Origin of the sequence: Bradyrhizobium sp. STM 3562 (assembly GCF_045571435.1) — a bacterium.
GTDB lineage: Bacteria > Pseudomonadota > Alphaproteobacteria > Rhizobiales > Xanthobacteraceae > Bradyrhizobium.
The window spans coordinates 574234-597067 of record NZ_CP120694.1 but is presented as its reverse complement, the minus strand read 5'-3'; the positions used below and the strand labels follow the sequence as shown (position 1 = coordinate 597067).

General features: G+C 64.2%; 16 protein-coding genes. 11 read left to right on the top strand and 5 right to left on the bottom strand.

Annotated features, from left to right (window positions below; translation table 11 throughout):
• Window positions 1-92 precede the first annotated feature (92 nt).
• The 6 genes from soxB (at window position 93) to P6U23_RS02700 (ending at window position 7029) form a co-directional block, all read left to right on the top strand.
• Window positions 93-1835: a thiosulfohydrolase SoxB gene (gene soxB, locus P6U23_RS02725; protein ID WP_407178071.1), complete on the top strand. Its 1743-nt coding sequence runs from the start codon at window positions 93-95 to the stop codon at window positions 1833-1835.
• Complete coding sequence (locus tag P6U23_RS02720; protein ID WP_407178070.1) at window positions 1832-2299, top strand: hypothetical protein; 468 nt, start codon at window positions 1832-1834, stop codon at window positions 2297-2299. The genes soxB and P6U23_RS02720 overlap by 4 nt, the downstream gene beginning before the upstream one ends.
• Before the next feature lie 250 nt (window positions 2300-2549).
• Window positions 2550-3590: an MBL fold metallo-hydrolase gene (locus P6U23_RS02715; protein ID WP_407178069.1), complete on the top strand. Its 1041-nt coding sequence runs from the start codon at window positions 2550-2552 to the stop codon at window positions 3588-3590.
• Window positions 3591-3603: 13 nt separating this feature from the next.
• A complete protein-coding gene (locus P6U23_RS02710) occupies window positions 3604-3774 on the top strand; it encodes a hypothetical protein (RefSeq protein ID WP_407178068.1) in 171 nt (56 codons plus the stop codon).
• Window positions 3775-3987: 213 nt separating this feature from the next.
• Window positions 3988-5205: an MFS transporter gene (locus P6U23_RS02705; protein ID WP_407178067.1), complete on the top strand. Its 1218-nt coding sequence runs from the start codon at window positions 3988-3990 to the stop codon at window positions 5203-5205.
• Between the two features lie 102 nt (window positions 5206-5307).
• Window positions 5308-7029, top strand: coding sequence for an amidohydrolase family protein (locus tag P6U23_RS02700; protein ID WP_407178066.1), 1722 nt, complete (start codon window positions 5308-5310; stop codon window positions 7027-7029).
• Window positions 7030-7036: 7 nt separating this feature from the next.
• Here the strand turns inward: P6U23_RS02700 and P6U23_RS02695 are convergent, their stop codons facing one another.
• Together P6U23_RS02695 and P6U23_RS02690 are read right to left on the bottom strand one after the other, a co-directional pair.
• Window positions 7037-8386 (bottom strand): IS5 family transposase, encoded by a 1350-nt coding sequence (locus tag P6U23_RS02695; protein WP_407178065.1) that lies wholly within the window; start codon window positions 8384-8386, stop codon window positions 7037-7039.
• A 259-nt stretch (window positions 8387-8645) separates the two neighbouring features.
• Entirely contained in the window at window positions 8646-9980 is a 1335-nt protein-coding gene (locus P6U23_RS02690) for an MFS transporter (RefSeq protein ID WP_407178064.1), read from the bottom strand.
• A gap of 264 nt (window positions 9981-10244) precedes the next feature.
• Here P6U23_RS02690 and P6U23_RS02685 point away from each other — a divergent pair, with 264 nt between their 5' ends.
• The 4 genes from P6U23_RS02685 (at window position 10245) to P6U23_RS02670 (ending at window position 15068) form a co-directional block, all read left to right on the top strand.
• A complete protein-coding gene (locus P6U23_RS02685; RefSeq protein ID WP_407178063.1) occupies window positions 10245-10898 on the top strand; it encodes an ABC transporter ATP-binding protein in 654 nt (217 codons plus the stop codon).
• Complete coding sequence (locus tag P6U23_RS02680; RefSeq protein ID WP_407178062.1) at window positions 10895-13357, top strand: ABC transporter permease; 2463 nt, start codon at window positions 10895-10897, stop codon at window positions 13355-13357. The genes P6U23_RS02685 and P6U23_RS02680 overlap by 4 nt, the downstream gene beginning before the upstream one ends.
• Window positions 13347-14435, top strand: coding sequence for a lipocalin-like domain-containing protein (locus P6U23_RS02675; protein WP_407178061.1), 1089 nt, complete (start codon window positions 13347-13349; stop codon window positions 14433-14435). The genes P6U23_RS02680 and P6U23_RS02675 overlap by 11 nt, the downstream gene beginning before the upstream one ends.
• 240 nt (window positions 14436-14675) lie before the next feature.
• On the top strand, window positions 14676-15068 hold the full coding sequence (locus P6U23_RS02670) for an MAPEG family protein (RefSeq protein ID WP_407178060.1): 393 nt from the start codon (window positions 14676-14678) through the stop codon (window positions 15066-15068).
• 230 nt (window positions 15069-15298) lie between these two features.
• Here P6U23_RS02670 and P6U23_RS02665 read toward each other — a convergent pair whose 3' ends face one another.
• The 3 genes from P6U23_RS02665 to P6U23_RS02655 all read right to left on the bottom strand — a co-directional run bounded on the left by P6U23_RS02665 (window position 15299) and on the right by P6U23_RS02655 (window position 20922).
• The gene (locus P6U23_RS02665) at window positions 15299-16486 is read right to left on the bottom strand and encodes an ABC transporter substrate-binding protein (RefSeq protein WP_407178059.1); all 1188 of its coding nucleotides are present in this window, start codon (window positions 16484-16486) and stop codon (window positions 15299-15301) included.
• Window positions 16487-16597: 111 nt separating this feature from the next.
• The gene (locus tag P6U23_RS02660; RefSeq protein ID WP_407178058.1) at window positions 16598-19756 is read right to left on the bottom strand and encodes an efflux RND transporter permease subunit; all 3159 of its coding nucleotides are present in this window, start codon (window positions 19754-19756) and stop codon (window positions 16598-16600) included.
• Window positions 19753-20922 carry an efflux RND transporter periplasmic adaptor subunit gene (locus tag P6U23_RS02655; protein ID WP_407181761.1) on the bottom strand — a complete coding sequence of 390 codons (1170 nt, stop codon included), beginning with the start codon at window positions 20920-20922 and terminating at the stop codon, window positions 19753-19755. Before P6U23_RS02655 ends, P6U23_RS02660 begins: the two co-directional genes overlap by 4 nt.
• Before the next feature lie 358 nt (window positions 20923-21280).
• Here P6U23_RS02655 and P6U23_RS02650 point away from each other — a divergent pair, with 358 nt between their 5' ends.
• Window positions 21281-22831: an AMP-binding protein gene (locus tag P6U23_RS02650; RefSeq protein WP_407178057.1), complete on the top strand. Its 1551-nt coding sequence runs from the start codon at window positions 21281-21283 to the stop codon at window positions 22829-22831.
• The last annotated feature ends 3 nt before the right edge of the window (window positions 22832-22834 follow it).

The window sequence follows — 22834 nt, the reverse complement described above, 5'->3', positions numbered from 1 at the left end:
TTTTCATTTGAGCATGATCTTTCCGGAAAACCGGCGTCCACTTTTCCGGATCATGCTCCAGACTCTTCTTGCGGGCGCGGAGATCAGGCGCGATGCCAATTCGCCGACGGGAATTCCTTAAACTGTCGGGTGCCGCGGCGCTGTCCGCTCTTCCGCGCTTGGCGCGCGCGGCGGACGTGGCGAGCATTTACGACCTCGAGCGCTTCGGCAACGCGCGCATCCTGCATCTCACCGATACCCATGCGCAGCTCAAGCCGGTCTATTTTCGCGAGCCCAGCGTCAATATCGGGTTAGGGGCAATGGCCGGCCAGCCGCCACATCTGGTCGGCGGGGCCTTTCTCGACCGCTTTGGCATCAAGCCAGATAGTGCCGACGCCTATGCCTTCACCTGTGTCGATTTTGAGAAATCCGCGCCCCGCTTCGGCAAGCTCGGCGGCTTTGCGCAATTGAAGACGCTGATCGACCGCTTGCGCGCTGATGTCGGCGAGGCGCGTTCGCTGCTTCTGGACGGCGGCGACCTCTGGCAGGGCACGGGACTTGCCAACGCCATGCAGGGCGCCGACATGGTGGAAGCGGCGAACCTGCTCGGCATCGAGGCAATGACCGGGCATTGGGAGTTCACCTATGGCGAGGCCGTATTGCGCGACAATCTCGCCCGCTTCAAGGGCGAGTTCCTGGCCCAGAACGTTTTCCTCACGGAAGAAGCCGCGTTCAACGACGCCAAGGCGTTCGATCCCGCCTCCCGCCGCGTCTTCAAGCCTGCCACGATCAAGGAGCTCGGCGGCTATCGCGTGGCGGTGATCGGCCAGGCTTTTCCCTACGTACCGGTCGCGCACCCCAAGCGCTTCACGCCGGACTGGACCTTCGGCATTCACGACGACAAGCTCTCGACGCTCGTCAACGACTTGCGGGAACGCGAGAAGGTCGATGCTGTGATCCTGCTGTCGCACAACGGCATGGATGTCGATTTGAAGCTCGCGAGCCGCGTTACGGGCATTGATGTCATCCTTGGTGGCCACACCCATGACGCCGTGCCGCAACCGGTCCCGGTGAAGAACGCCGGCGGCACCACGCTGGTCACCAATGCCGGCTCGAACGGAAAGTTCTTGGGTGTGCTCGATCTCGAGCTTGGCAAGGGCAAGGTCAGTGGCGTGCGCTATCGGCTGCTGCCGGTGTTCTCGGAGCTGTTGAAACCCGACCCGGCGATGACCGCGTTGATCGACAAGCTGCGCGAGCCGCATGCGGCCTGGTTCGACAAGATCGCAACGACCGACCGGCTGCTCTACCGCCGCGGCAATTTCTCCGGCCCCATGGACCAGTTGATCTGCGACGCGCTGCGCGGCGAGCTCGATGCCGAGATCGCGCTGTCACCGGGCTTTCGTTGGGGCACCACGGCGCTCGCCGGCCAGGCATTGACGATGGAAGATGTGCTCGGCGAGACCGCGATCACCTATCCCGAAACCTATGTGCAGAGCATGACCGGCGCCGAGATCAAGGCCGTGCTCGAAGACGTCTGCGACAATCTCTTCAACCCCGATCCCTACTACCAGCAGGGCGGCGACATGGTTCGCACCGGCGGCCTGTCCTATGTCTGCACGCCCGCCCAAAGCGTGGGCCAGCGCATTTCCGAGCTCAGGCTCGATAATGGCCGGGCGATCGAAGCTCAAAAAAGCTACAAGGTTGCGGGCTGGGCCTCGATGAATGCGCAAGCGGGCAAGCCCGTGTGGGACGTTTTCGCGAACCATCTGCGCGCGGGCAAGACACTGAGCGCACACGGCAGCGGCGTGACCTTGAAGGGCATCGACGGCAATCCGGGCATCGTGGGCCAGCAATGAAACGACGTTCGCGCCATCAGCTAATCATTTGCGCGCTGCTCGTCGCATTGGCGCCGGCAAGCCCGCCGCCGGCGCGCGCCCAGCAGGCGCCGTTGCAGGACAAGCCATTTGCCGAGCACAAGCTCGTGCTGCAGCTCTCGGACAAGGACCCGAAAAAACAGGCGCTCGTGATCAGCGTCGCCAACAACCTTCTGAAGTTCTACGATCCGGACAAGGTCGCCATCGAGGTGGTGGCCTTCGGTCCGGGCATCGATTTGCTGCGCAGCGAAAGTACCAGCCGCAAGCTGGTCGAAAGCCTGATCGCGCAAGGCGTGCGCTTCGACGTCTGCCTCAATACCGTCGAGACGATCGAGCGCGAAACCGGCAAGCGTCCTGACATTATTCCCGCTGCCACGCCGGTCCAGGTCGGGGTCGCGCAGATACTGCTGCTCACCGAAAACGGGTATACTCTGGTGAGGCCGTGAGGCTCCCGCCGTTATTCCTGGGCGGCTCCAACGGGCCCGCGCAAGCGCGGCACGATGACAGGCTCCGAGCCGAACCCGGAATCTCGAGATTCCGGGTCTGGTGCTTCCGCACCATCCCGGAATGACGGTGCGCCGCCACAGCCGGAATCCTCACGCCACTCTCACTTGAGCCTGATCGCGACCGAAAGCCGCTACACAATTTTTCTCGTCATGCGCTAATATTTAGAATCATTTTCTTGGGAGGCCGGCCATGATCTTTCGGCAGCTCTTCGACAGCGTCTCTGGAACCTACAGCTACCTGATCGCAAGCCGCTCCGGCGGCGAGGCGATGATCCTCGATCCCGTCCTGGAGAAGGCCGATCGCTACTGCCAGCTTCTGCGCGAGCTCGACCTCAAGCTGGTCAAGGCCGTCGATACCCATCTGCATGCCGATCACGTCACCGGCCTCGGCGAGCTGCGCGATCGCACCCACTGCATCACCATCATGGGCGATCAGAGCAAGGCCGACGTGGTGTCGATGCGAGTCGCCGATGGGGACAAGGTGACGATCGAGGGCATTTCGCTCGACGTAATGTACACGCCTGGCCACACCGACGACTCCTACAGTTTCCTGATGGGCGATCGCGTCTTTACCGGCGACACGCTTTTGATCCGCGGCACCGGCCGCACCGATTTCCAGAACGGCAGCGCGCGGGAGCAATACGACTCCATCTTCAACCGGCTGCTCAAGCTGCCAGAGGAGACGCTGGTCTATCCCGCGCATGACTACAAGGGCGACACCGTCTCCACCATCGGCGAGGAGAAGCGCTACAATCCGCGGCTACAGGTGCGATCGGCCGATGAATATGTCGAGCTGATGAACAATCTGAAACTGCCGAACCCGAAGATGATGGACGTCGCCGTGCCCGCCAACATGCATGTCGGCTGGCACCAGGAGGATCTTGCCAAGGAGGGCCGGGTGCTTTCTCCGCGCGAGGCGATCGAAACCCTCGGCCGGCCCGACATCCTCCTGGTGGATCTGCGCGAGAGCGGCGAGCGCGCCAAACATGGCACGCTGGCCGGCGCGCTGCATGCGCCCTACCCCTCGATCGAAGAGAGTCTCAAACCGGGCGGCATGTTGCGCGAAGTCGCGGCCGCGACCGGCCGGCGCATCGTGTTCTTCTGCGCCTTCGGCGAACGCTCGGCCATGGCGGTGTGCGCCGCCAAGCAGGCCGGCCTGCTCAACACCGCCCATATCGCCGGTGGCATGGATGCCTGGAAGAAAGCCGGAGGGCCGGTGATGGCGGCGTGAAAGGGACCTGACCATGCCAGGCGACAAGGCCGGCGGCGCCGGCAAAAAGGACGAGCCCGCGACGAAGGCGGAGAAAAACAAAAAGAAGAAGCCAACGCCTCCGGAGTGGGACGAACTCTATCAAGACGGCGACATCGCCACGCCAAAGCGAGACCGCTACGGCCCGGACGAGGAGCCGTATTAGCTGCTTTCCGTCATTCCGGGACGCGCCGTAGCGCGAACCCGAAATCTCCGCGCCATAATCTCTGGATTTCCGGCTTCGCGCGCATTGCGCGCGCCCCGGAATGACGGCGGTGTTGGCGCGCGATGGAGCTGCCATGCGGCGCCGTTCATGGACAAATAACCGTCTCTGCCCATAGTTTGGCTGCCTGGAAAACAGACGGAACCTGCATCAGCAATGGCCGACGTTCTCGCCGCACCGCAGCAAAGCAAGGCGGATACTGGGCTGCGTACACTCACCCTGATTTCAGCGGCGCATTGGGTCAGCCACTTCCATATGCTGGTGCTGCCGATGCTGTTTCCGTTCCTGAAAACGACGCTCGGCGTCGGTTATATCGAGCTCGGCTTCGCGCTGACCATATTCGCGGTCGTCTCCGCGCTAACGCAGGCGCCGACCGGCTATCTGGTCGACCATTTTGGCGCGCGCAAAATCCTGCTGCTGGGCCTTTGCCTCGGCGGGCTTTCGCTGGTCCTGATCGGGCTGCACTTGAGCTATTCCGCCTTGATTGCATGCGCCGTGCTGCTCGGCCTTGCCAATAGCGTCTATCATCCAGCAGATTACGCCATCCTGTCGGCGCATATGGACGAAGCGCGGATGGGCCGTGCCTTTTCGGTCCATACTTTCGCCGGCTATCTCGGCGGCGCGGTGGCGCCGGCGATCGTTGCGGCGCTGGTCACGTCCGTGGGCGGCGTCGGCGCCTTGATCGTTTCGGGTGCGATCGGCCCTATGGTGGCGCTCGCGCTGCTCGTGTTCGGCGTGCCCGAGGCGAGCGCGAAGCATCAGCGGGGTGCCGGCGGCCCGGCATCGAAGCAGAACATCGTCACGCCGGCCCTGATGGTGCTGACCATCTTCTTCATGCTGCTCGGCCTCTCCAATGCCGGCATCAGCAATTTCGGCGTGGTGGCGCTGATGAACGGCTATGGCGCCGCATTTTCAACCGCCAATGTCGCCCTGACCGCCTATCTCGGCGCGAGCGCCGTCGGCGTGCTCGCCGGCGGCTTTCTGGCCGATCACACCCACCGTCACGGGCAGGTTGCGGCGATCTGTTTCGGCGTCAATGCGGGAATCGTGCTGCTGATCGCGATGCTGGCCCTGCCGCCGGCCGTGCTGACAGCCGCAATGACCGCCGCGGGCTTTCTCGGCGGTGTGATCGCGCCCTCGCGCGACATGCTGGTCCGCAATGCCGCGCCGGCGGGCGCCGCAGGCCGCGCCTTCGGCATCGTCTCCACCGGGTTCAATTTCAGCGGCATCCTGAGCCCGCTCCTGTTCGGCTGGATCATGGACCAGAGCCTGCCGCGCTGGGTGTTCGGCCTCTCCGCCGCCTTCATGGTGCTCACCGTCGTGCTCGCACCCTTCACCGAGCGCAAGCGCGAGCAGCGCCTGGCGAGCGCTTGAGGGCGCTTGACGCATTGCTGACGCCTGTTCGCGGCGGTTGACAGTCCCCGGTGCGGGCCGATGATACGGCCCAACGAAAACAAGCATCGAGGACGGAACGCCATGACCGCCAATCCAGACCTCGTCATCCGCGGAGGCACCATTGCCGACGGAACCGGCGCCGAATTATTCCAAGCCGACATTGCGATCAAGGACGGCCGCATCGCCGAGGTCGGCAAGGTCTCAAGCAAAGGCACCGAAGAGATCGACGCGCGCGGCAGGCTGGTGACGCCGGGCTTTGTCGACATTCACACCCATTATGACGGCCAGGTGACCTGGAGCCAGGACATCTCGCCCTCGTCGCAGAACGGCGTCACCACGGCGATCATGGGCAATTGCGGCGTCGGCTTCGCGCCGTGCCGGCCGGACGATCACCAGCGGCTGATCCAGTTGATGGAAGGCGTCGAGGACATTCCGGAGCCGGTGCTGAGCGCCGGCATTCCCTGGGAGTGGGAAAGTTTTCCCGACTATATGAATTGGCTGTCGAGGCGCGCATTCGACATCGACATCGGCGCGCAGCTCCCGCACGCGGCGCTTCGCGTCTATGTAATGGGCGAGCGCGGCGCACGCCGCGATCCCTCCACGGCGGAAGACAACGGGGCGATGGCGAAACTCGCGGGCGAAGCGGTGCGCGCCGGCGCGCTCGGCTTCTCCACCTCGCGCACGCTCAATCACCGCACCTCGACCGGCGATTTCACCCCGACCTTGAAAGCGGGCGAGGACGAGCTCACCGCCATCGCCGGCGCCATGCACGAACGAGGCCGCAGCGTGCTGCAATTCGTGCTCGACCCTTCCACGCTCCACGAAGATCTGCCGATGATGCTGCGGGTCGCGGAGCGGACCAAATGCCCGATCTCTTTCTCCGTCACCCAGAACGACAAGGCGCCGCGCCGCTGGCGCCAGACGCTGGATGAGATCAATGCGGCAACGACGAGGGGACTGTCGGTCACCGCGCAGATCGCCGCCCGTCCGGTCGGGCTGCTGCTGGGGCTGGAGTTGTCGCGCAATCCGTTCCAGACCCATCCGAGCTACAGGGCGATCGCGCATCTGCCGCTCGCGGAGCGGCTGCTGCGGCTAAAGCAGCCGGAGATGCGCGCGGCGATCCTCAGCGAGACGCCAAGCGCAACTGATGACCCGCTGTTCTTCCGGCCGAACTACGACAAGATGTTCCTGCTCGGCGATCCGCCTGACTACGAGCAGCCGCCGGAGAATGCGCTGGGACCGCGGGCGCGCAAGCTCGGCAAGCGGCCGGAAGAGCTCGCCTACGATGCCATGCTTTCCGACGACGGCCGCGGCATGCTCTATGTGCCGTTCCTCAACTATGCCGAGGGCAATCTCGATGCGACGCGCGAGATGCTGTGCGATCCGCGATCCGTGCCGGGCCTCAGCGACGGCGGGGCGCATTGCGGGATCATCTGCGATGCGAGCTTTCCGACTTATCTGCTGACGCACTGGACGCGCGACCGCAAACGCGGCGAGAAACTATCGATCCCCTTCGTCGTAGCAGCGCAGTCGCGCAAGACCGCGCTCTCGGTCGGGCTCAACGACCGCGGCCTGATCGCGCCGGGCTACAAGGCCGACATCAATGTGATCGACTACGACCGCCTGCACCTGCATCCGCCGAAGGTGCATTACGATCTCCCCATGCGCGGCCGGCGCCTGCTGCAGCAGGTCGACGGTTATGACGCCACCATCGTCTCCGGCGTGGTGACGCAGCGCGCAGGAGCGCCCACCGGCGCGCGGCCGGGAAAGCTGGTGCGCGGCGTGCAGAGAAAGTTGCAGTAGTCGTCCGTTAAGAAGCCCAATTGAGCGCGGTTGGGGCGGCGAGCAGTCGCATCAAGGCGTTCAAGATCAAGCGTAGCAGAAGGCTAAGCCAGGCGAGGACGAGGCGGAGATTGTGGCCGACGGCAGAGAGGATGACGTTGGCCGCATCGCCCTCGCGGCCCTTGAGATAGCAGCGGCCGAGTTGACCGTCGGTCTTCATGTGTCCGATCACGGGCTCGATGGCTGAGCGGCGCTTGAGTTCGCGTTTGATTGCGCCGAAGACGCCCCGCTTCTGGCCGGAGATGAAGACGCGGCGCGGGTTTTCGGTTTTGTGGCCGCGATAGCCCTTGTCGACATAGCCGCGCTCGATCGCGCAACCGGTGAGCTTCTCGGTGGCCTCGATGACGTCACCGAGCGTGTGGCCGTCATATGGGTTGCCCGGCAGCGCCTGGGCGTGCAGCACAAACTGGCCGCCGCCCGGAGCGCGGGCGTTAGTGGTCACGATCGAGGCTTTGACGCCGAACTCATAAGGCGCCGAGGCCTTGCCCTTGCCGATGCATTCGACCTCGGGCGCGTGGAAGGAATAGAGCTTCCAGCCACGCTGGCGCTGCTCCTGGGAGCGGATTTGCGCGGCGCGCAAAAGCGCCTGCTCGAAGGCAGCCTCAAGCTCCGACTGACCTCCGATCTTACGGCGGATGTCGCGGATAAGCCGGCCGAGCCAGGTTCGCAAGCTGCGCAACTGCCGACGATGGCGCTTGAACTGCTTGGCGTGGGCATAGCGCCCGGCCATCATCGCCGCCCGCTTGGCGATACGCAGATAGGACTGCCGCAGCCGCACGCCGTGCGCGCGTGCCAGCCGATTGAGGCCCTTGATCGCCGCATGGACGAGCTTGGCGTCGGTCGGGAAGGTGATGGCCTTGGGCTGAACGGTGGTGTCCACCGTCACCCGCTTCAGATCGCGCGTCCGCAACGCGCCAGTCTCATGCGCTACCCTCAGGCTCTCGGCCAGCAACAGCTCCAGTTTGCTACCAAGCCGCTTGCGCCAATGGCTGAGGCCGGAACGCTCGTGCGGGAACTCATGCTGGAAAAATTCAAAGCCGGTGAAGTGCTGGAAATACGGGTCGTAGACCCAGCGCTCGCAGACGCCTTCGTCGGACAAGCCGTAGATGTGCTTGAGCAGCAGCAGCCCGATCAGGAAGCGGCTCGCCACGCCCGGCCGGCCCTTGTCGCTGTAGAGCGGTGCGATCTCGCGATCGATCCAATCCCAGTCGATCTTGGCGCCGAGCTGCACCAGCTCGTGCTTCAGATTGATGATCTGATCCAGCCTGGCGCGAAACAGATCGCCTTCCGCTGTCGGTTCCGACTTTTTCGGTCGCATCGGTCCCCTCCGCTGCGACCACGGAATCATGCCCGGCGATTCGAGGGAATCTCCAAAACGAAATTGCAAGCTTTCGAGGCCTCAACCCTCGAAAGCTTGCAATCTCAAAACCGCAACCGGCGCCAAAAACCGATTCCCGCTCAACGGCCTCGGCTCATTTTCACGGACGACGCAGTAGGCTCCAAACGAAGGAGGAGGGGCGAGGCGGGGAGCCGCAAAATCAAGACCGCGGTCCGCTCACCACGCCCCTGTCGCGACATCACGCCGGATGAGTCCCGGCTTTGGCCGGAACGACGGGGGAATGTGTGGCGACTGCCTGCCCCGCCAGCCGCGCACGCTCGGTGTTGGGCCAGAGCAGGAGCAGGCCGAGCAGGCCGGAGACGACCATGATCACGGCGTTGATGGTGAAGCCGGTGAAATAACCGTCAAGCAACGTCGGGGAGTGCTGGATCACGCTGCCCATCACCGCCGGCGCAACGATGCCGGCGAGCGTATAGAGCGCGCCGTAAATCGCGATCGCGGCGCCGCGCTGCGACGCCGGCGTGAACTCGCTGATCATCGGCGGGCAGACCACATAGATCGCGCCGCACAGGCCGGTGCCGACCACGAGCAGTGCGATCTGCAGGCCCGTTCCCTGCACATGCGGCATTATCGCCAGGATTGCACCGCCGGCTGCCAGCGGTGCCGCGCCCAGCACGCCGCGCGCGATGCGGGTCGAGACGCCCCGCGCCATCAGGACCTGCGAGAGCCAGCCGGCGAGCAGCACGATGGCTGCGCCGAAGATCCACGGCAAGATCGAGATGAAACCCGCCTGCTGCTGGGAGTAGCCGAGCCCCTTGATGATGAAAGGCGTGAACCAGGTGAGCCCCAGCGACAGCGCCCAATAGGCCCCAAAGGTCGCCGCGATGCAGCCGATGAAGGTGCGCGAGGTGAGCAGTTGCGCGTAAGGTATTTTTGGCTCGGCGGCCTGCGTGCTCGAGGCTTCGACAAGCGGTCCCTCCTTGCCCAGCACCAGCCAAGCGAGCGCCCACAACAGCCCGGCGATGCCAAGCGCGCCGAAAGCGTAATGCCAGTTATAGTTCACAATCACCCAGTTCAACGCGGGCACCGCGACGATCACGCCGAAGGCCGAACCTTGCGAGAGGATGGCGGTCGGCAATCCCCGCTTCTCGTCAGGGAACCATTTGTAGACGGCATGCGCCGCCACCGAGAATGCCGGTCCCTCGCCCGCACCGAGAATGACGCGGCAGATCAGCAGCGTCGCGAAGCCGACGGTTCCGACCATGGGAAATTGTGCCAACGCCCAAATGAGCGCCAGCGCCAACAATACCCAGCGCGTCTCGACACGATTGACGATGAAGCCGACCACGATCGCCGAGATCGAGAACAGGAAGAAGAAGGAGGACCCGAGCAGCCCGAACTGCTCAGGCTCGAGCTTCAGATCGGTCATGATCGGCACCCCGGCGAGGCCGACCACGATCTTGTCCGCGAAATTCACCAGCATGAACAGGAACAGCAGAAAGGTGATCTTCCAGGCGCCCTTTGGTGTCGGCTCCTTTGATGTCGGCTCCTTGGGCGTCGGCTGCGCGGCCATGCGATCCCTCCCCGTCGTATCTTTGGTTTGTTTCTTGATTGGCCCCTTCGAGCCGGCGAGTTCCGATGCTACAGGCGGCATCGCCGGCAACGCAACCCTCGCCTTCGTGATCAGGGCGTGTGCGGCGCAACCGGCCACACGACAGGATTACATGACCAGACGCGGGCAGATGCCGTGATCTCCACGGCCGACCTTGCTATATGGTGCCGCAACCATCGTGAAGGGCTCCGCTCGCGCCCGCTACCGCAAACGGGCAAGGACATCGTGCTGAGCGTTCGCAATCTGACAAAATCCTATCCTTCGGCCGGCGAAGAGGTCGCGGTGCTGCGCGGGGTCGATCTCGCGATCGCCGCCGGCGAGCGCGTGGCGCTGACGGGAGAGTCCGGCTCCGGCAAGAGCACGCTCCTCCATCTGATTGCGGGGCTCGATGCCGCCGACGGCGGCGAAATCTGGATCGGCCAGGATTGCGTCACCAAACTGTCCGACACCGGCCGCGCCGCGTTGCGACGCGACCGGCTGGGCCTGGTGTTCCAGCAGTTCAATCTGGTGCCGAGCCTGAACGTCGCCGATAATCTCGCCTTTCAGGCGCGGCTTGCCGGACGCCACGATCCGGCCTGGCAAAGCGAGCTGATCGAGCGGCTCGGACTTCGCGACCTGCTCAGGCGCTACCCCGAGGAATTGTCTGGCGGCCAGCAGCAAAGGGTGGCGATCGGGCGGGCACTGGCCATCAAGCCGGTGCTGCTGCTTGCGGACGAGCCGACCGGCAATCTCGACGAGGCCACCGCCGATGACGTGCTGGCATTGGCGCGTGACTTGGTCGCGCGCACCGGCTGCGCCTTCCTGATGGTGACCCATAGCCTGCGGCTCGCCGCGACGCTCGACCGGCGGGTCACGCTGCACAACGGGGTCGTTGCATGAGGCGCGCGCTGTGGATCCTCGCCGTGCTCTTGAGTCATTGGCGGCGGCACAGGATGCAGCTCGCCACACTGCTGATCGGCTTGATCTCGGCGACCGCGCTCTGGAGCGGCGTGCAGGCGCTGAACCAGCAGGCGCGCGAATCCTACGACCGCGCGGCAGCCGTATTCGGCGGCGCACGCACTGCCGCGCTCGTTGCACGCAATGGCGGGACCTTCCCGCAGGCGCTGTTTGCAAAACTGCGCCGCGCCGGATGGCAAGTATCGCCGGTGCTGGAGGGCCGCGTGCAGATCGAGGGACATTCCTATCGTCTGCTCGGCATCGAGCCGGTGACCCTGCCGGCCGAAGTCGGCAATGCCCCGACGATTGGACGCGAGGACCTCCTGGCCTTCATCACGCCGCCCGGGCAGACCCTGGTCGCGCCGGAGACTCTATCCGATCTCGGCCTTTCCCAAGGGGCGACGCCCGACATCAGCGGCGGCGCACCATTGCCGCCGCTGCACGCGCAGCCGCAGCTCGTCGGTAACGTGCTGGTGGTCGACATCGGGATCGCGCAAAAACTGCTGAACAAGCCGGGGCAGCTCTCGCGCCTGCTGGTCGGCAAGCCGAAGGGCCCTGCGCTCGCGCTCGAAAGCGTCGTCGGCGACCAGCTCCACCTCGTGCAGGCGGATGCCGAGACCGAGCTCGAGCGCCTGACCGACAGCTTTCATTTAAACCTCACGGCATTCGGCCTGCTGTCCTTCGTGGTCGGACTGTTCATCGTCAATTCGGCGATCGGGCTCGCGTTCGAGCAGCGGCTGCCGATGCTCCGCACCTTGCGCGCCTGCGGCGCCTCGAGCCTCATGCTCAACGCCGTGCTGGTGATTGAGCTCGTGTCACTGGCGCTGATCGGGGGCCTCATCGGCCTTGTCTGCGGCTATTTCATCGCAGCGGCGCTGCTGCCCGATGTCGCGGCATCGCTGCGCGGGCTCTACGGCGCGGATATTCCGGGCGAGTTGAGCTTAAAGCCGGAATGGTGGCTGGCAGGGCTCGTGATCAGCATCGCCGGCGCGCTGGTCGCGGCGGCCACCAGCCTTGCCAAAGCGATTCGGCTTCCCATCCTTGCCGCGGCGCAGCCCTATGCCTGGCATCAGGCGCAGCGCCGCTGGCTGATTCTGCAGAGCGCGGCCGCCCTTGCCATTCTGGCCGGTGCCGGCTGGCTGGTGTGGTACGGCAATTCGCTGCTCGCGGGATTTGGCGTGCTCGCGGCACTTCTGCTCGGCGCCGCGCTGATCCTGCCTGCCCTGCTTGAAGCGGCGCTGACGGCCGGCGAGCGCAGCGCCGCCGGCGCGCTCGTCGCATGGTTCTGGGCCGATAGCCGCCAGCAGCTTTCGGGACTGTCGCTGGCGCTGATGGCACTGCTGCTCGCGCTCGCTGTCAATGTCGGCGTCGGCACCATGGTCGAGACGTTCAGCCGAACCTTTGTCACCTGGCTCAACGGACGGCTGACCGCCGACATCTATCTCTCTGCCACCGATGACGCGCAAGCGGAGGCGATCAAGGCATGGCTGCGCGAACGGTCCGAGGTCGAAGCCGTGCTGCAGGGCGGTCGCGCCGACGCCCAACTGAACGGCGCGCCGCTGGAGGTGTTCGGCCTGCCCGACGATGCGACGTATCAGGCGCACTGGCCGCTGTTGCAGTCCTCTCCAAACGCCTGGAGCCGGCTTCGCGATGCGGATGCGGCCTTCATCAGCGAGCAACTGGCGGAGCGCGCCAATCTCAGCCTCGGCCAAACGATCGAGGTGCCAACACCGACCGGAGACTGGAAGCTTCGCGTCGTTGGCATCTATGCCGACTATGGCAACCCCAAGAGCCAGCTTGCCGTGGATACCGCCGCCCTGATGGCGCATTTTCCGCAAACACCGCGAACGCGGCTTGCGCTGCGCGTCAAGCCCGGCGGCACGGCCGCGCTGATCTCCGCTTTATCGGATCGATTCGGCCTCGATGGCCGCAATCTCATGGACCAGACCGCATTGAAGGCCGAATCCTTGCGGATCTTCAACCGGACCTTTGCGGTGACCGCCGCGCTCAATACGTTCACGCTTGGCGTTGCCGGCATTGCGCTCCTGACCAGCCTGTTGACGCTGGCCAATTCCCGCCTGCCGCAGCTTGCACCGCTCTGGGCGGTCGGCATCACCCGCCGCCGGCTTGCCGGGATCGAACTCACCAAGACGCTGTCGGTCGCACTCATCACCGCCGTGCTGGCGCTGCCCCTCGGCTTGTTGGTGGCCTGGTGTTTGATAGCGATCGTCAACGTCAAAGCGTTCGGCTGGCGGCTGCCGTTTCATGTGTTCCCGCTGCAGCTCATAAAGCTCCTGGGCGTCGCGATGGCGGCTTCGCTGGCGGCAGCACTGTTGCCGGTCGCAAGGCTCGCGCGTATGCAGCCGGCAAGTCTCGTGAAGGTGTTTGTCAATGAGCGCTGAAACGAAACTGACGCGACGCGCCGTCGCAAGCAGTCTTGGGATGCTCGCCCTTGCTCCTCAACGCACGCTTGCGCAGGGTCTTGCGGGACTTAGCTCGAATCCCAAGGGCTTTGCGCAGGTCACGCCGGGCAAGACATTCTCGTTTCCCGCCGATCACGGCCCGCATCCTGACTTCCGCATCGAGTGGTGGTATCTGACCGCCAATCTCGCAGATCGCGGCGGCACGCCTTATGGCCTGCAATGGACGTTGTTTCGCCACGCGCTGCAGCCGGGCTCGCAACGCGAGGGATGGGCGAACCAGCAGCTCTGGATGGCGCATGCGGCAGTGACGCGCGCCGATACCCACCGCTTCAGCCAAACCGTCGCACGCGGCGGGGTCGGACAGGCCGGCGTCGAGACAGAACCATTCCGGGCCTGGATCGATTCCTGGGAGATGCGCGGCTCCGATCGCACCGATCCCAACACCATTGCGCCGCTCACGCTCCGCGCCACCGCGAAGGATTTCTCCTACGCTCTTCAGCTCGAGACGGACCGGCCGCTGGTGCTGCAGGGCGATGCCGGCTACAGCAAGAAATCAGATCGCGAGCAGGCCTCCTATTACTACAGCCAGCCGTTCTTCAAGGTGGCCGGCCGCCTCACGATCGACGACAAGCCGGTCGACGTCACCGGTCAGGCCTGGATGGACCGGGAATGGAGCAGTCAGCCGCTCGCCTCCGATCAAACCGGGTGGGACTGGTTCGCGCTGCACCTGACCTCGGGCGAGAAGCTGATGCTCTACCGGATGCGGCAGAAGGATGGCCGCGACTACATCTCCGGAACGTTCGTTTCGCCTGCGGGCGACAAGCGGCAACTCACTCCCGCTGACGTCACCATGACGCCGAAAGACATCGTCGAGATCGATCGCCACAGGCTGCCGGTGCAATGGCAGATCGCGATTCCTACGCTGCAGCTTGCGATCGACACGGTCCCGCTCAACCCGCGCGCCTGGATGGGCACGAGCGTTTCCTATTGGGAGGGCCCGATCAGCTTTCATGGCACGCACACCGGAGTGGGCTATCTCGAATTGACGGGGTACTAGGGGATCATGTGAAATCCGCGTTTCAACCGTTATCCCCGCGCAAACGGCCTTGCCGTTTGTCGCTGGAGGTGCTCGCAAAGCAAGCCTCGAAGGATGAACGCCCCGCTGGTGCAACCGACACCGTCGCCCTTCGAGACGGCGCTTGTGCGCCTCCTTCAGGGTGACGGTGTTGGTTGGGAGCTCGTTTCGATCAACACCCCATGCTCCAGAATCTTGCCCCCCTGTCAGAGGTAATAAGCAATGTATCACTTCACTGCACTCGTCACGTGCCTGGCGATCCTGTTTTACTTCTTCACCAGTGCTTCGGTGGCCCGCGCGCGTGCGAAATACGGTGTCAAATTGCCGGCCATATCAGGCCATCCCGATTTCGAGCGCGTGTTTCGCGTGCAGATGAACGCGCTGGAATGGATGCCGATCTTCCTGCCATCGCTGTGGCTGTTTGCCGTTTATGTCGGCGACAAGAGCGCCGCCTTGGTCGGCCTGGCCTGGATCGTTGGCCGCATCATCTACATGATCGGCTATACCCAGGCCGTGGCACGGCGCAGCCCGGGCTTCTTCATCCAGGCACTTGCCTGTTTCGTGCTGCTGCTCGGGTCGCTCGGCACGATCGTGTGGCGATTGGTGCAGGGGTGACGTTTTCAAGCAGCAACTGCGGTCATCAGCTACGGCGCTCCTCCGTCATGCCCGGGCTTGTCCGGCTTGTCCCGGGCATCCACGTCTTCGTTCCGGGGGAGGAGAGGCGTAGATGGCCGGGACAAGCCCGGCCATGACGTGTTTGGCCACCATTCCCTGATCTATGACCGCCCGGGGTTATGGGTCCTGGCTTTTGCCAGGACGACCACAAATTGGGCTACCAACACAGCTTACTTCGTCAGCGGACAGCCGCTCTCCTTGGCCGTGAAGAAGGCCTGGTCCCCCGGCACTGTCGAGATCAGCTTGTAATAGTCCCACGGCTTCTTGGACTCCGAGGGCTTCTTGACCTCGAACAGGTACATGTCGTGGACCATGCGGCCATTGGCCAGCACCTTGCCCTTGGCAAAGGCGTCGTCGACCGGCAGCTCCTTCAGCTTCTTGGCGACCGCATCGGAATCCTTGGTGCCGGCGGCCTTCACTGCCTTCAAATAGCTGAGCGTTGCCGAATAGGTGCCGGCATGGATCATGCTCGGCATGTGCCCGGTGCGCTTGAAGAAGCGCTCGGAGAAGGCGCGCGAGCGGTCGTCGTGATCCCAGTAGAAGCCTTCGGTCAGGACCAGGCCTTGCGCCGCATCGAGCCCGAGCCCATTGACTTCCGAAATCGTCATCAACAGGCCCGCCAGCTTCTGGCCGCCCTTGACGATGCCGAATTCCGCCGCCTGCTTGATGGAGTTGGTGGTGTCGAGGCCGGCATTGGCAAGACCGACGATTTTCGCCTTCGAGCTCTGCGCCTGCAGCAGGAAGGAGGAGAAGTCGGACGAGTTGAGAGGAACGCGAACCGAGCCCACCACCTTGCCGCCATTCTGCGTGACGATGTCGGTGGTGTCCTTCTCGAGCGCGTAGCCGAACGCATAGTCGGCAGTCAGGAAGAACCAGGTATCGCCACCCGCCTTCACCAGTGCGCCGCCGGTGCCGACCGCGAGCGCGCGGGTGTCGTAAGCCCAGTGGAAGCTGTAGGGCGTACAAGCATCGCCGGTGATGCGCGAGGTCGCGGCGCCGACCACGATGTCGATCTTCTTCTTCTCCTTCGACAGCTCCTGCACCGCGAGCGCGACCGAGGAGGTCGTCAGCTCGGTGATCATGTCGACGCCTTCGGTATCATACCAGCGCCGCGCAATGGCCACCGCAAGATCCGGCTTGTTCTGGTGATCGGCCGTGACCAGCTCGACCTTCTGTCCCAGCACTTCGCCGCCGAAATCCTCGATCGCCATTCGGGCGGCTTCCAGCGAATATTTGCCGCCATAATCAGCGTAGACGCCGGACTGGTCGTTCAGGATACCGATCTTCACCTGCGCCGAGGCCGGCTGCGCGAGCAACACCACACACCCGGCGACAGCCGCCCAAAATCCCAATTTCATACAAGCCTCCCAGCAGTTTCTATTGCGCAATGATATTGAAGAACCCCGCGCCTGCCCACCCATTTCACGTCAGCCAAAAGTATTGCAGCCGCGGGGATTGAAAAGAGCGCTTCAGGCAGCGGGCGCCGCCTCCTTGCGCTGGCTACGGTCGGCCAAATTGCGCACGACGATGTAGAAGATCGGCGTGAAGATCAGGCCGAACAGCGTCACGCCCAGCATGCCGAAGAACACGGCGACCCCGACCGCCTGTCGCATCTCCGATCCGCTTCCGGTGGAGACGACCAGCGGCAGCACGCCGAGGATGAAGGCGAACGAGGTCATCAGGATCGGCCGCAATCGCAACCGGCATGCTTCGATCACGGCATCGAGCCGCTTGTGACCCTCGCGCTCGATGTCGCGCGCGAACTCCACGATCAGGATCGCGTTCTTGGCGGCCAATCCGACCAGCACCACGAAGCCGATCTGGGTCAAGATGTTCACGTCCTGCCCCATGATGCGCACGCCAAGCGTTGCGGCGAGCAGGCACATCGGCACGATCAGGATCACGGCGAACGGCAGGCTCCAACTTCCATACTGCGCGGCCAGCACCAGGTAAACGAACAGCACGCAGATCGGGAATACGTAGAGGCCGGCATTGCCGCCGGTGACCTGCTGATAGGAGAGGTCCGTCCATTCATAGGCGAAGCCGCTCGGCAGCATTTCGTCCGCGAGCCGCTTCATGATGTTGATGGCGGTCGCCGAGCTGACGCCGGGCAGCGTGTCGCCCTGCACTTCCGCCGCGGGATAGAGATTGTAGCGCGCGACGCGGTCCGGCCCCGAGACGTCCTTGAAATCCACCACGCTGCCGAGCATCACCATGTCGCCGGCGGCGTTGCGCGTACGCAACCGCGCCAGATCGGCGGTCTCTTTTCGGAAGCGCAAGTCGGCCTGCGCTGTGACGTGGTAGGTGCGCCCGAACAGGTTGAAGTCGTTGACATAGGCCGAGCCGAAATAGGTCTCGATCGCATCGGTGACGTTCTGGATCGGCACGCCGAGCTTCTGCGCCTTGACGCGGTCGATATTAACGAACACCTGCGGCGTGTTCGCCGTGTAGGGCGAAAAGACCGCCGTCAGCCCCTGCACTTTCCGCGCCGCCGCAACGAGCTCGTCGGTTGCCGCGGCCAGAAGTTGCGGACCGCGACCCTGGCGGTCCTGGATACGCATGGCAAAACCGCCGCCGGTGCCGATGCCGGGCACCGAAGGCGGCGGAATGACGATGATGAACGCACCCTCGATCGCCGCCAGCCGCTTGCGCAATTCCGCGGTGATCTTGGTGGCGGTCAGCCCCTTCTTGATCCGCACTTCCGGCTCGTCGAACACCGGAAATAGCGCGGCAGAATTGCTCGCCTGCGTGCGTGTCGCGCCTGACAGGCCGGCAAAGGCCGGCACGCGGACAATGCCGGGCACATCGAGCGCGATGCGCTCGATCTCGCGGACGACCTCGGTGGTGCGCGCCAGCGAAGCGGCGCCGGGCAACTGCACGGAGACGATGACATAGCCGCGGTCCTGTGCCGGAATGAACCCTTGCGGCGTGGTGGCAAGCAGCCATCCGGCGCTGCCGATCAGCGCAACATAGATTAGCAGCATGACCATGCGGTGCCGGATCACGAAATCGGCGGCGTTGCCGTAACCATGCGACAGGCGGTCGAAGACGAGGTTGAAGCCGGCCGTGAATTTCTCCCAGGCCCGCCCGAGCAGGTTCCAGCGCGCGGCCGGCCGCTTCTCCTCATGCGGCACCAGAATCTGCGAGGCCAATGCCGGCGACAGTGTCAGCGAGCAGAAACAGGAGATCGCGGTCGCGACCGCGATGGTGACGGCGAATTGCTGGAAGAACTGCCCGGATATGCCGCCCAAAAACGCGGTGGGCACGAAGACCGCGCACAGCACGAGCGCAATCGAGACCAGCGCGCCGCCCACCTCTTCCATGGTGCGCAAGGCGGCATCGCGCCGGCTCTTGCCGTCGCGTAGATGGCGTTCGACGTTTTCCACCACGACGATGGCATCGTCGACGACGATGCCGACCGCCAACACCAGGCCGAACAGAGTGAGGTTGTTGACGGCAAAGCCGAGCGCGGCCATCGCTGCGAAGGTGCCGACCAGCGACACCGGGATCGCCACGATCGGGATGATCGCCGGCCGCCACCCCTGCAGGAACACGAGCACGACGATGACGACGAGCAGCATCGCCTCGTAGATGGTCTTGATCAGCTCACTCACGGATTTGGCGATGAACTCGGTCGGGTTGTAGCCGATGTTGTAGTCGAGCCCCTTCGGGAAGCTTTGCTTGAGGCGGGCCATCGCATCGGAAATGCCCTTGGCGGTCGCAAGCGCGTTCGAGCCCGGCCGCTGCGTCACCAGCATGGCGACGGCGGATTTGCGCAGCAGAAAGCTGTTGGTGGTATAGTCCAGCGCGCCCAATTCGACCCGCGCGACGTCGCGTAAGCGCACCGTGCGGCCGTCCTCGCCGGCCTTGACGACGATGTCCTCGAACTGCGCGACATCCTTCAGCCGCCCGGTGAAGGTCAGGTTGGGCTGGAAAGCGCGGTCGGCGATAGGAGGACTGGCGAGCTGGCCGCCGGTGATCTGCAGGTTCTGGGCGCGGATCGCGGCGAGCACATCGTCTGCGGTCATGCCGAGCGTTGCGATCTTGTCGGGATCGAGCCACAGCCGCATCGAATAATCGCGTGCGCCGAAAATCTGGATGTCGCCGATGCCGTCAAGCCGAAGCAACTGGTCGCGCACCTGCAACAGCGCGTAGTTGGAGATATAGAGCTGGTCGAAGGTGTCGTCCGGCGACAGCATGAACACGACCATCAGAATGTCCGGGCTGTTCTTGCGCGTGACGACGCCGTTGCGCTGCACTTCCTCCGGCAGTTGCGGCTGGGCGATGGCGACGCGGTTCTGCACCAGCACCTGTGCCTTATCGAGATCCGTGCCGAGCTTGAACGTAACGGTGATGGTGAGCTGGCCGTTCGAGGTGGCCTGGCTGTAGAGGTAGAGCATGTCCTCCACGCCGTTGATTTGCTGCTCGATCGGAGCGGCGACCGTGTCCGCAATGGTCTGGGCCGAAGCGCCGGGATATTGTGCGGTCACCACCACGGTCGGCGGCACGACTTGCGGATATTCCGCGACCGGCAGCGTGGTGTAGGCGATCGCCCCCACGATCAGGAGCACGATGGACAGCACCATCGCGAGAATCGGCTGTTCGACGGAGAGGCGGCCGAGATTCATGTCTTGCCGCCGTTCTTGCCGCCATCGCTCGCGGCCGCATGCGGGCTGACCTTGGCGCCGACGCGGGCGCGCTGAATGCCATCGACGATGACGCGGTCCTCGGGCTTGAGCCCGTCGCGGATGACACGCAAGCCTGCATCGAGCGGACCAAGCTCGACCGGTTTTGCGTCGACGGTGTCGTCATCCTTCACCACGAACACGATCTTGCGCGACTGATCGGTCGCGATCGCGGTATCCGGAATGAGCAGCGCCTGATAGGGCGAGCTGCCGATCAGTCGCACCCGGCCGAATTGTCCCGGCAGAACGGACAGATCGTGATTCGGGATGATCGCGCGGCCGCGCAGCGTGCCGGTGGACACGTCGAGCCGGTTATCGACGAAATCCATGTGCCCCTCATGCGAGGGTTTGGTCTCTCCGGTGAGAGCCACCTGCACCGGATTGGGCGTGTCGCGCGAGCTCGGCCGCTTGCCCTCGAACCAGAGCTTGTTGTTCTTCAGATACGTCGCCTCGTCCATGTCGAAATAGATGTAGATGGGATCGAGCGAGACGATGGTGGTCAGCAGCGTCGAGGCGCCGGTGTCGCTGCCCTGCACGAGGTTGCCGACGCTGACGAGATGACGGCTGACCCGGCCCGTGATCGGCGCCAGCACATGGGTGAACTCGACGTTGAGCTGCGCGGCCTTGAGCGCGCCCTCGGCCTGTATTTCCGCGGCATGCGCCGCCTGCAGCGCCTGCCGGCGCTGGTCCACGATCTGGTCCGACACGGCCTGCGTCTGATTCAGGACCAATCCGCGGTCGAGCTCACGTTTGGCAAGCTCGGCTTTCGCCCGTGCGTCCGCGAGCTGGCCGTCCGCCTGGGCCGCGACGGCCTCGAATGGACGGGAGTCGATGACGTAGAGCAGGTCGCCGGCATGGACCATGTCGCCGTCCTTGAATTGGACGCTCGTGACATAGCCACCGACCCGGGGGCGCACCTGCACCTCCTCGACCGCCTCGAAGCGGCCGGTGAATTCATCCCAATCGGTGACCGTGCGCTGGACCGGCTGGGCGACGGTGACCGATGGAGGCGGTGTCGCCGCTGCGGCGGCGGAGGGCTTTTGCTCGCAGCCCGCCAGCGCGCAGCCGAGCAAAACGACCGCCGCGCCCAAGGCGCCAAACCGCAGCATGCCGGGCAGGGTCTTGATGAAAGGCTTCGATGGTAGCATCGTTTGCAACGCCCCCCTCGCTCACATGCCGCGACCGACCCGCGAGCCGTCAAGACTAAGACAGCTCGTCGGCTATTTCCATACGCGAGTTTTGTGGCGCGAATTTATTCGCGTCGGCGGCCATTCGGGGCCGCGTATGGAACCGCCTCATCGTCTCCCGGAATGACGCGCCGTCAGCAAGGGCGGGCCCCGCATCCTGCGACCGGAAGACGGCGTCTTCACACATGACGCGGCCACATCGCTCCGCTAGATTGTTCTTCAAACAATAAAGCGACACAAAAATCTCTGTGGGAGCAAACGCAAAGGGGGAACGAGGCGAATGTACACCGGCAAGCATGCGCGTCTGCGGCCGCTGCAACCGGCCTTCATCATGGCATCCACCGGCGAGGCCGTGACCTATCGGGAGCTCGAAGCGCGCGCCAACCGGCTCGCGCATCTGTTTCGCCAGCACGGGCTCAAGCGCCACGATCACTATGCGATCTTCATGGAGAACAACAGCCGCTACATCGAGGCCTGCGGCGCGGGCGAGCGGTCCGGGCTCTATTTCACCTGCGTGAACTCGTACCTCACGGCGGGCGAGCTCGCCTATATTCTGGACAACAGCCAATCGCGCATCCTCATCACGTCGCGGGCAAAGCTCGACGTCGCGCGCGAGGCCATCAAGCAATGCCCGAGGATCGAGCTCTGCATCGTCGCCGACGGCGCCGGCGAAAGCGCGCGCATCGTGGGCCTTGAAGCCGCGACGGCGACGCTGCCCGCAACGCCAATCCCTGATGAATGCGTCGGCACGGCGATGCTTTACTCCTCTGGCACGACAGGGCGGCCGAAGGGCATTCTGCGCCCCCTGCCAGAGCAGCCGCCAGCGCGGCAGTTGCCGCTGTTCGATTTTCTGGAGAAACTCTGGCAGTACCGCGAAGGCATGATCTATCTGTCCCCGGCGCCGCTCTATCATTCCGCGCCGCAGGCTGCCGTCAACCTGACCATCCGGGCAGGTGGCACCGCGATCATCATGGAGAGCTTCGATCCCGAGCGTTACCTCGAACTCGTCGAGCGGTGGGGCGTGACGCACAGCCAGTTGGTGCCGACGATGTTCTCCCGCATGCTGAAACTGCCGGAGCAGGTGCGCCGGCGCTACGACACCTCAACCCTGGAGATCGCAATCCATGCCGCGGCGCCCTGCCCGGTGCAGGTCAAGGAGGAGATGATCCGATGGTGGGGGCCGATCATCCAGGAATATTATGGCGCAACGGAAGGCCTCGGCTTCACCGCCTGCAACAGCGCGGAATGGCTCAAGCACAAGGGCACGGTCGGCAAGGTGCTGCTCGGCGAATTGCATATTCTCGATGAAAATATGCGGGAATGCCCGACGGGAACGGAAGGCACGGTATGGTTCAAGACGGCCTCGCCGTTCGAATATTTCAACGATCCTGAAAAGACCAGGGAAGCGCGCTCGCCGGACGGGGCCATGAGCACGGTCGGCGATGTCGGCTATGTCGATGCCGATGGCTATCTCTATCTCACCGACCGCCGCACCTTCATGATCATCTCGGGCGGGGTGAACATCTATCCGCAGGAATGCGAGAATTTGCTCATCACTCATCCCAAGATCGCGGACGCCGCGGTGTTCGGCGTGCCCAATGCCGATCTCGGCGAGGAAGTGAAGGCGGTGGTGCAGCCGATGCCGGGCATAAACGCCTGTGCCGAGCTCGAGGAAGAGTTGATCGCCTTCTGCAAGCAGTCGCTGGCGCGGCAGAAGGTGCCGCGCTCGATCGATTTCGAGAAGGAGCTGCCGCGGCTGCCGACCGGGAAACTCTACAAGAGGCTGCTGCGAGACCGCTATTGGGGCAACAAGAGCTCGCGGATCGTGTGAGCG

Bases quoted from the DNA above. Each gene is read 5' to 3' on its own strand.
- P6U23_RS02665 (WP_407178059.1), bottom strand. From the start codon at position 16,486: ATGAAATTGGGATTTTGGGCGGCTGTCGCCGGGTGTGTGGTGTTGCTC.
- P6U23_RS02715 (WP_407178069.1), top strand. From the start codon at position 2,550: ATGATCTTTCGGCAGCTCTTCGACAGCGTCTCTGGAACCTACAGCTAC.
- P6U23_RS02705 (WP_407178067.1), top strand. From the start codon at position 3,988: ATGGCCGACGTTCTCGCCGCACCGCAGCAAAGCAAGGCGGATACTGGG.
- P6U23_RS02675 (WP_407178061.1), top strand. From the start codon at position 13,347: ATGAGCGCTGAAACGAAACTGACGCGACGCGCCGTCGCAAGCAGTCTT.
- soxB (WP_407178071.1), top strand. From the start codon at position 93: ATGCCAATTCGCCGACGGGAATTCCTTAAACTGTCGGGTGCCGCGGCG.
- P6U23_RS02720 (WP_407178070.1), top strand. From the start codon at position 1,832: ATGAAACGACGTTCGCGCCATCAGCTAATCATTTGCGCGCTGCTCGTC.
- P6U23_RS02710 (WP_407178068.1), top strand. From the start codon at position 3,604: ATGCCAGGCGACAAGGCCGGCGGCGCCGGCAAAAAGGACGAGCCCGCG.
- P6U23_RS02695 (WP_407178065.1), bottom strand. From the start codon at position 8,386: ATGCGACCGAAAAAGTCGGAACCGACAGCGGAAGGCGATCTGTTTCGC.
- P6U23_RS02690 (WP_407178064.1), bottom strand. From the start codon at position 9,980: ATGGCCGCGCAGCCGACGCCCAAGGAGCCGACATCAAAGGAGCCGACA.
- P6U23_RS02680 (WP_407178062.1), top strand. From the start codon at position 10,895: ATGAGGCGCGCGCTGTGGATCCTCGCCGTGCTCTTGAGTCATTGGCGG.
- P6U23_RS02655 (WP_407181761.1), bottom strand. From the start codon at position 20,922: ATGCTGCGGTTTGGCGCCTTGGGCGCGGCGGTCGTTTTGCTCGGCTGC.
- P6U23_RS02670 (WP_407178060.1), top strand. From the start codon at position 14,676: ATGTATCACTTCACTGCACTCGTCACGTGCCTGGCGATCCTGTTTTAC.
- P6U23_RS02660 (WP_407178058.1), bottom strand. From the start codon at position 19,756: ATGAATCTCGGCCGCCTCTCCGTCGAACAGCCGATTCTCGCGATGGTG.
- P6U23_RS02700 (WP_407178066.1), top strand. From the start codon at position 5,308: ATGACCGCCAATCCAGACCTCGTCATCCGCGGAGGCACCATTGCCGAC.
- P6U23_RS02650 (WP_407178057.1), top strand. From the start codon at position 21,281: ATGTACACCGGCAAGCATGCGCGTCTGCGGCCGCTGCAACCGGCCTTC.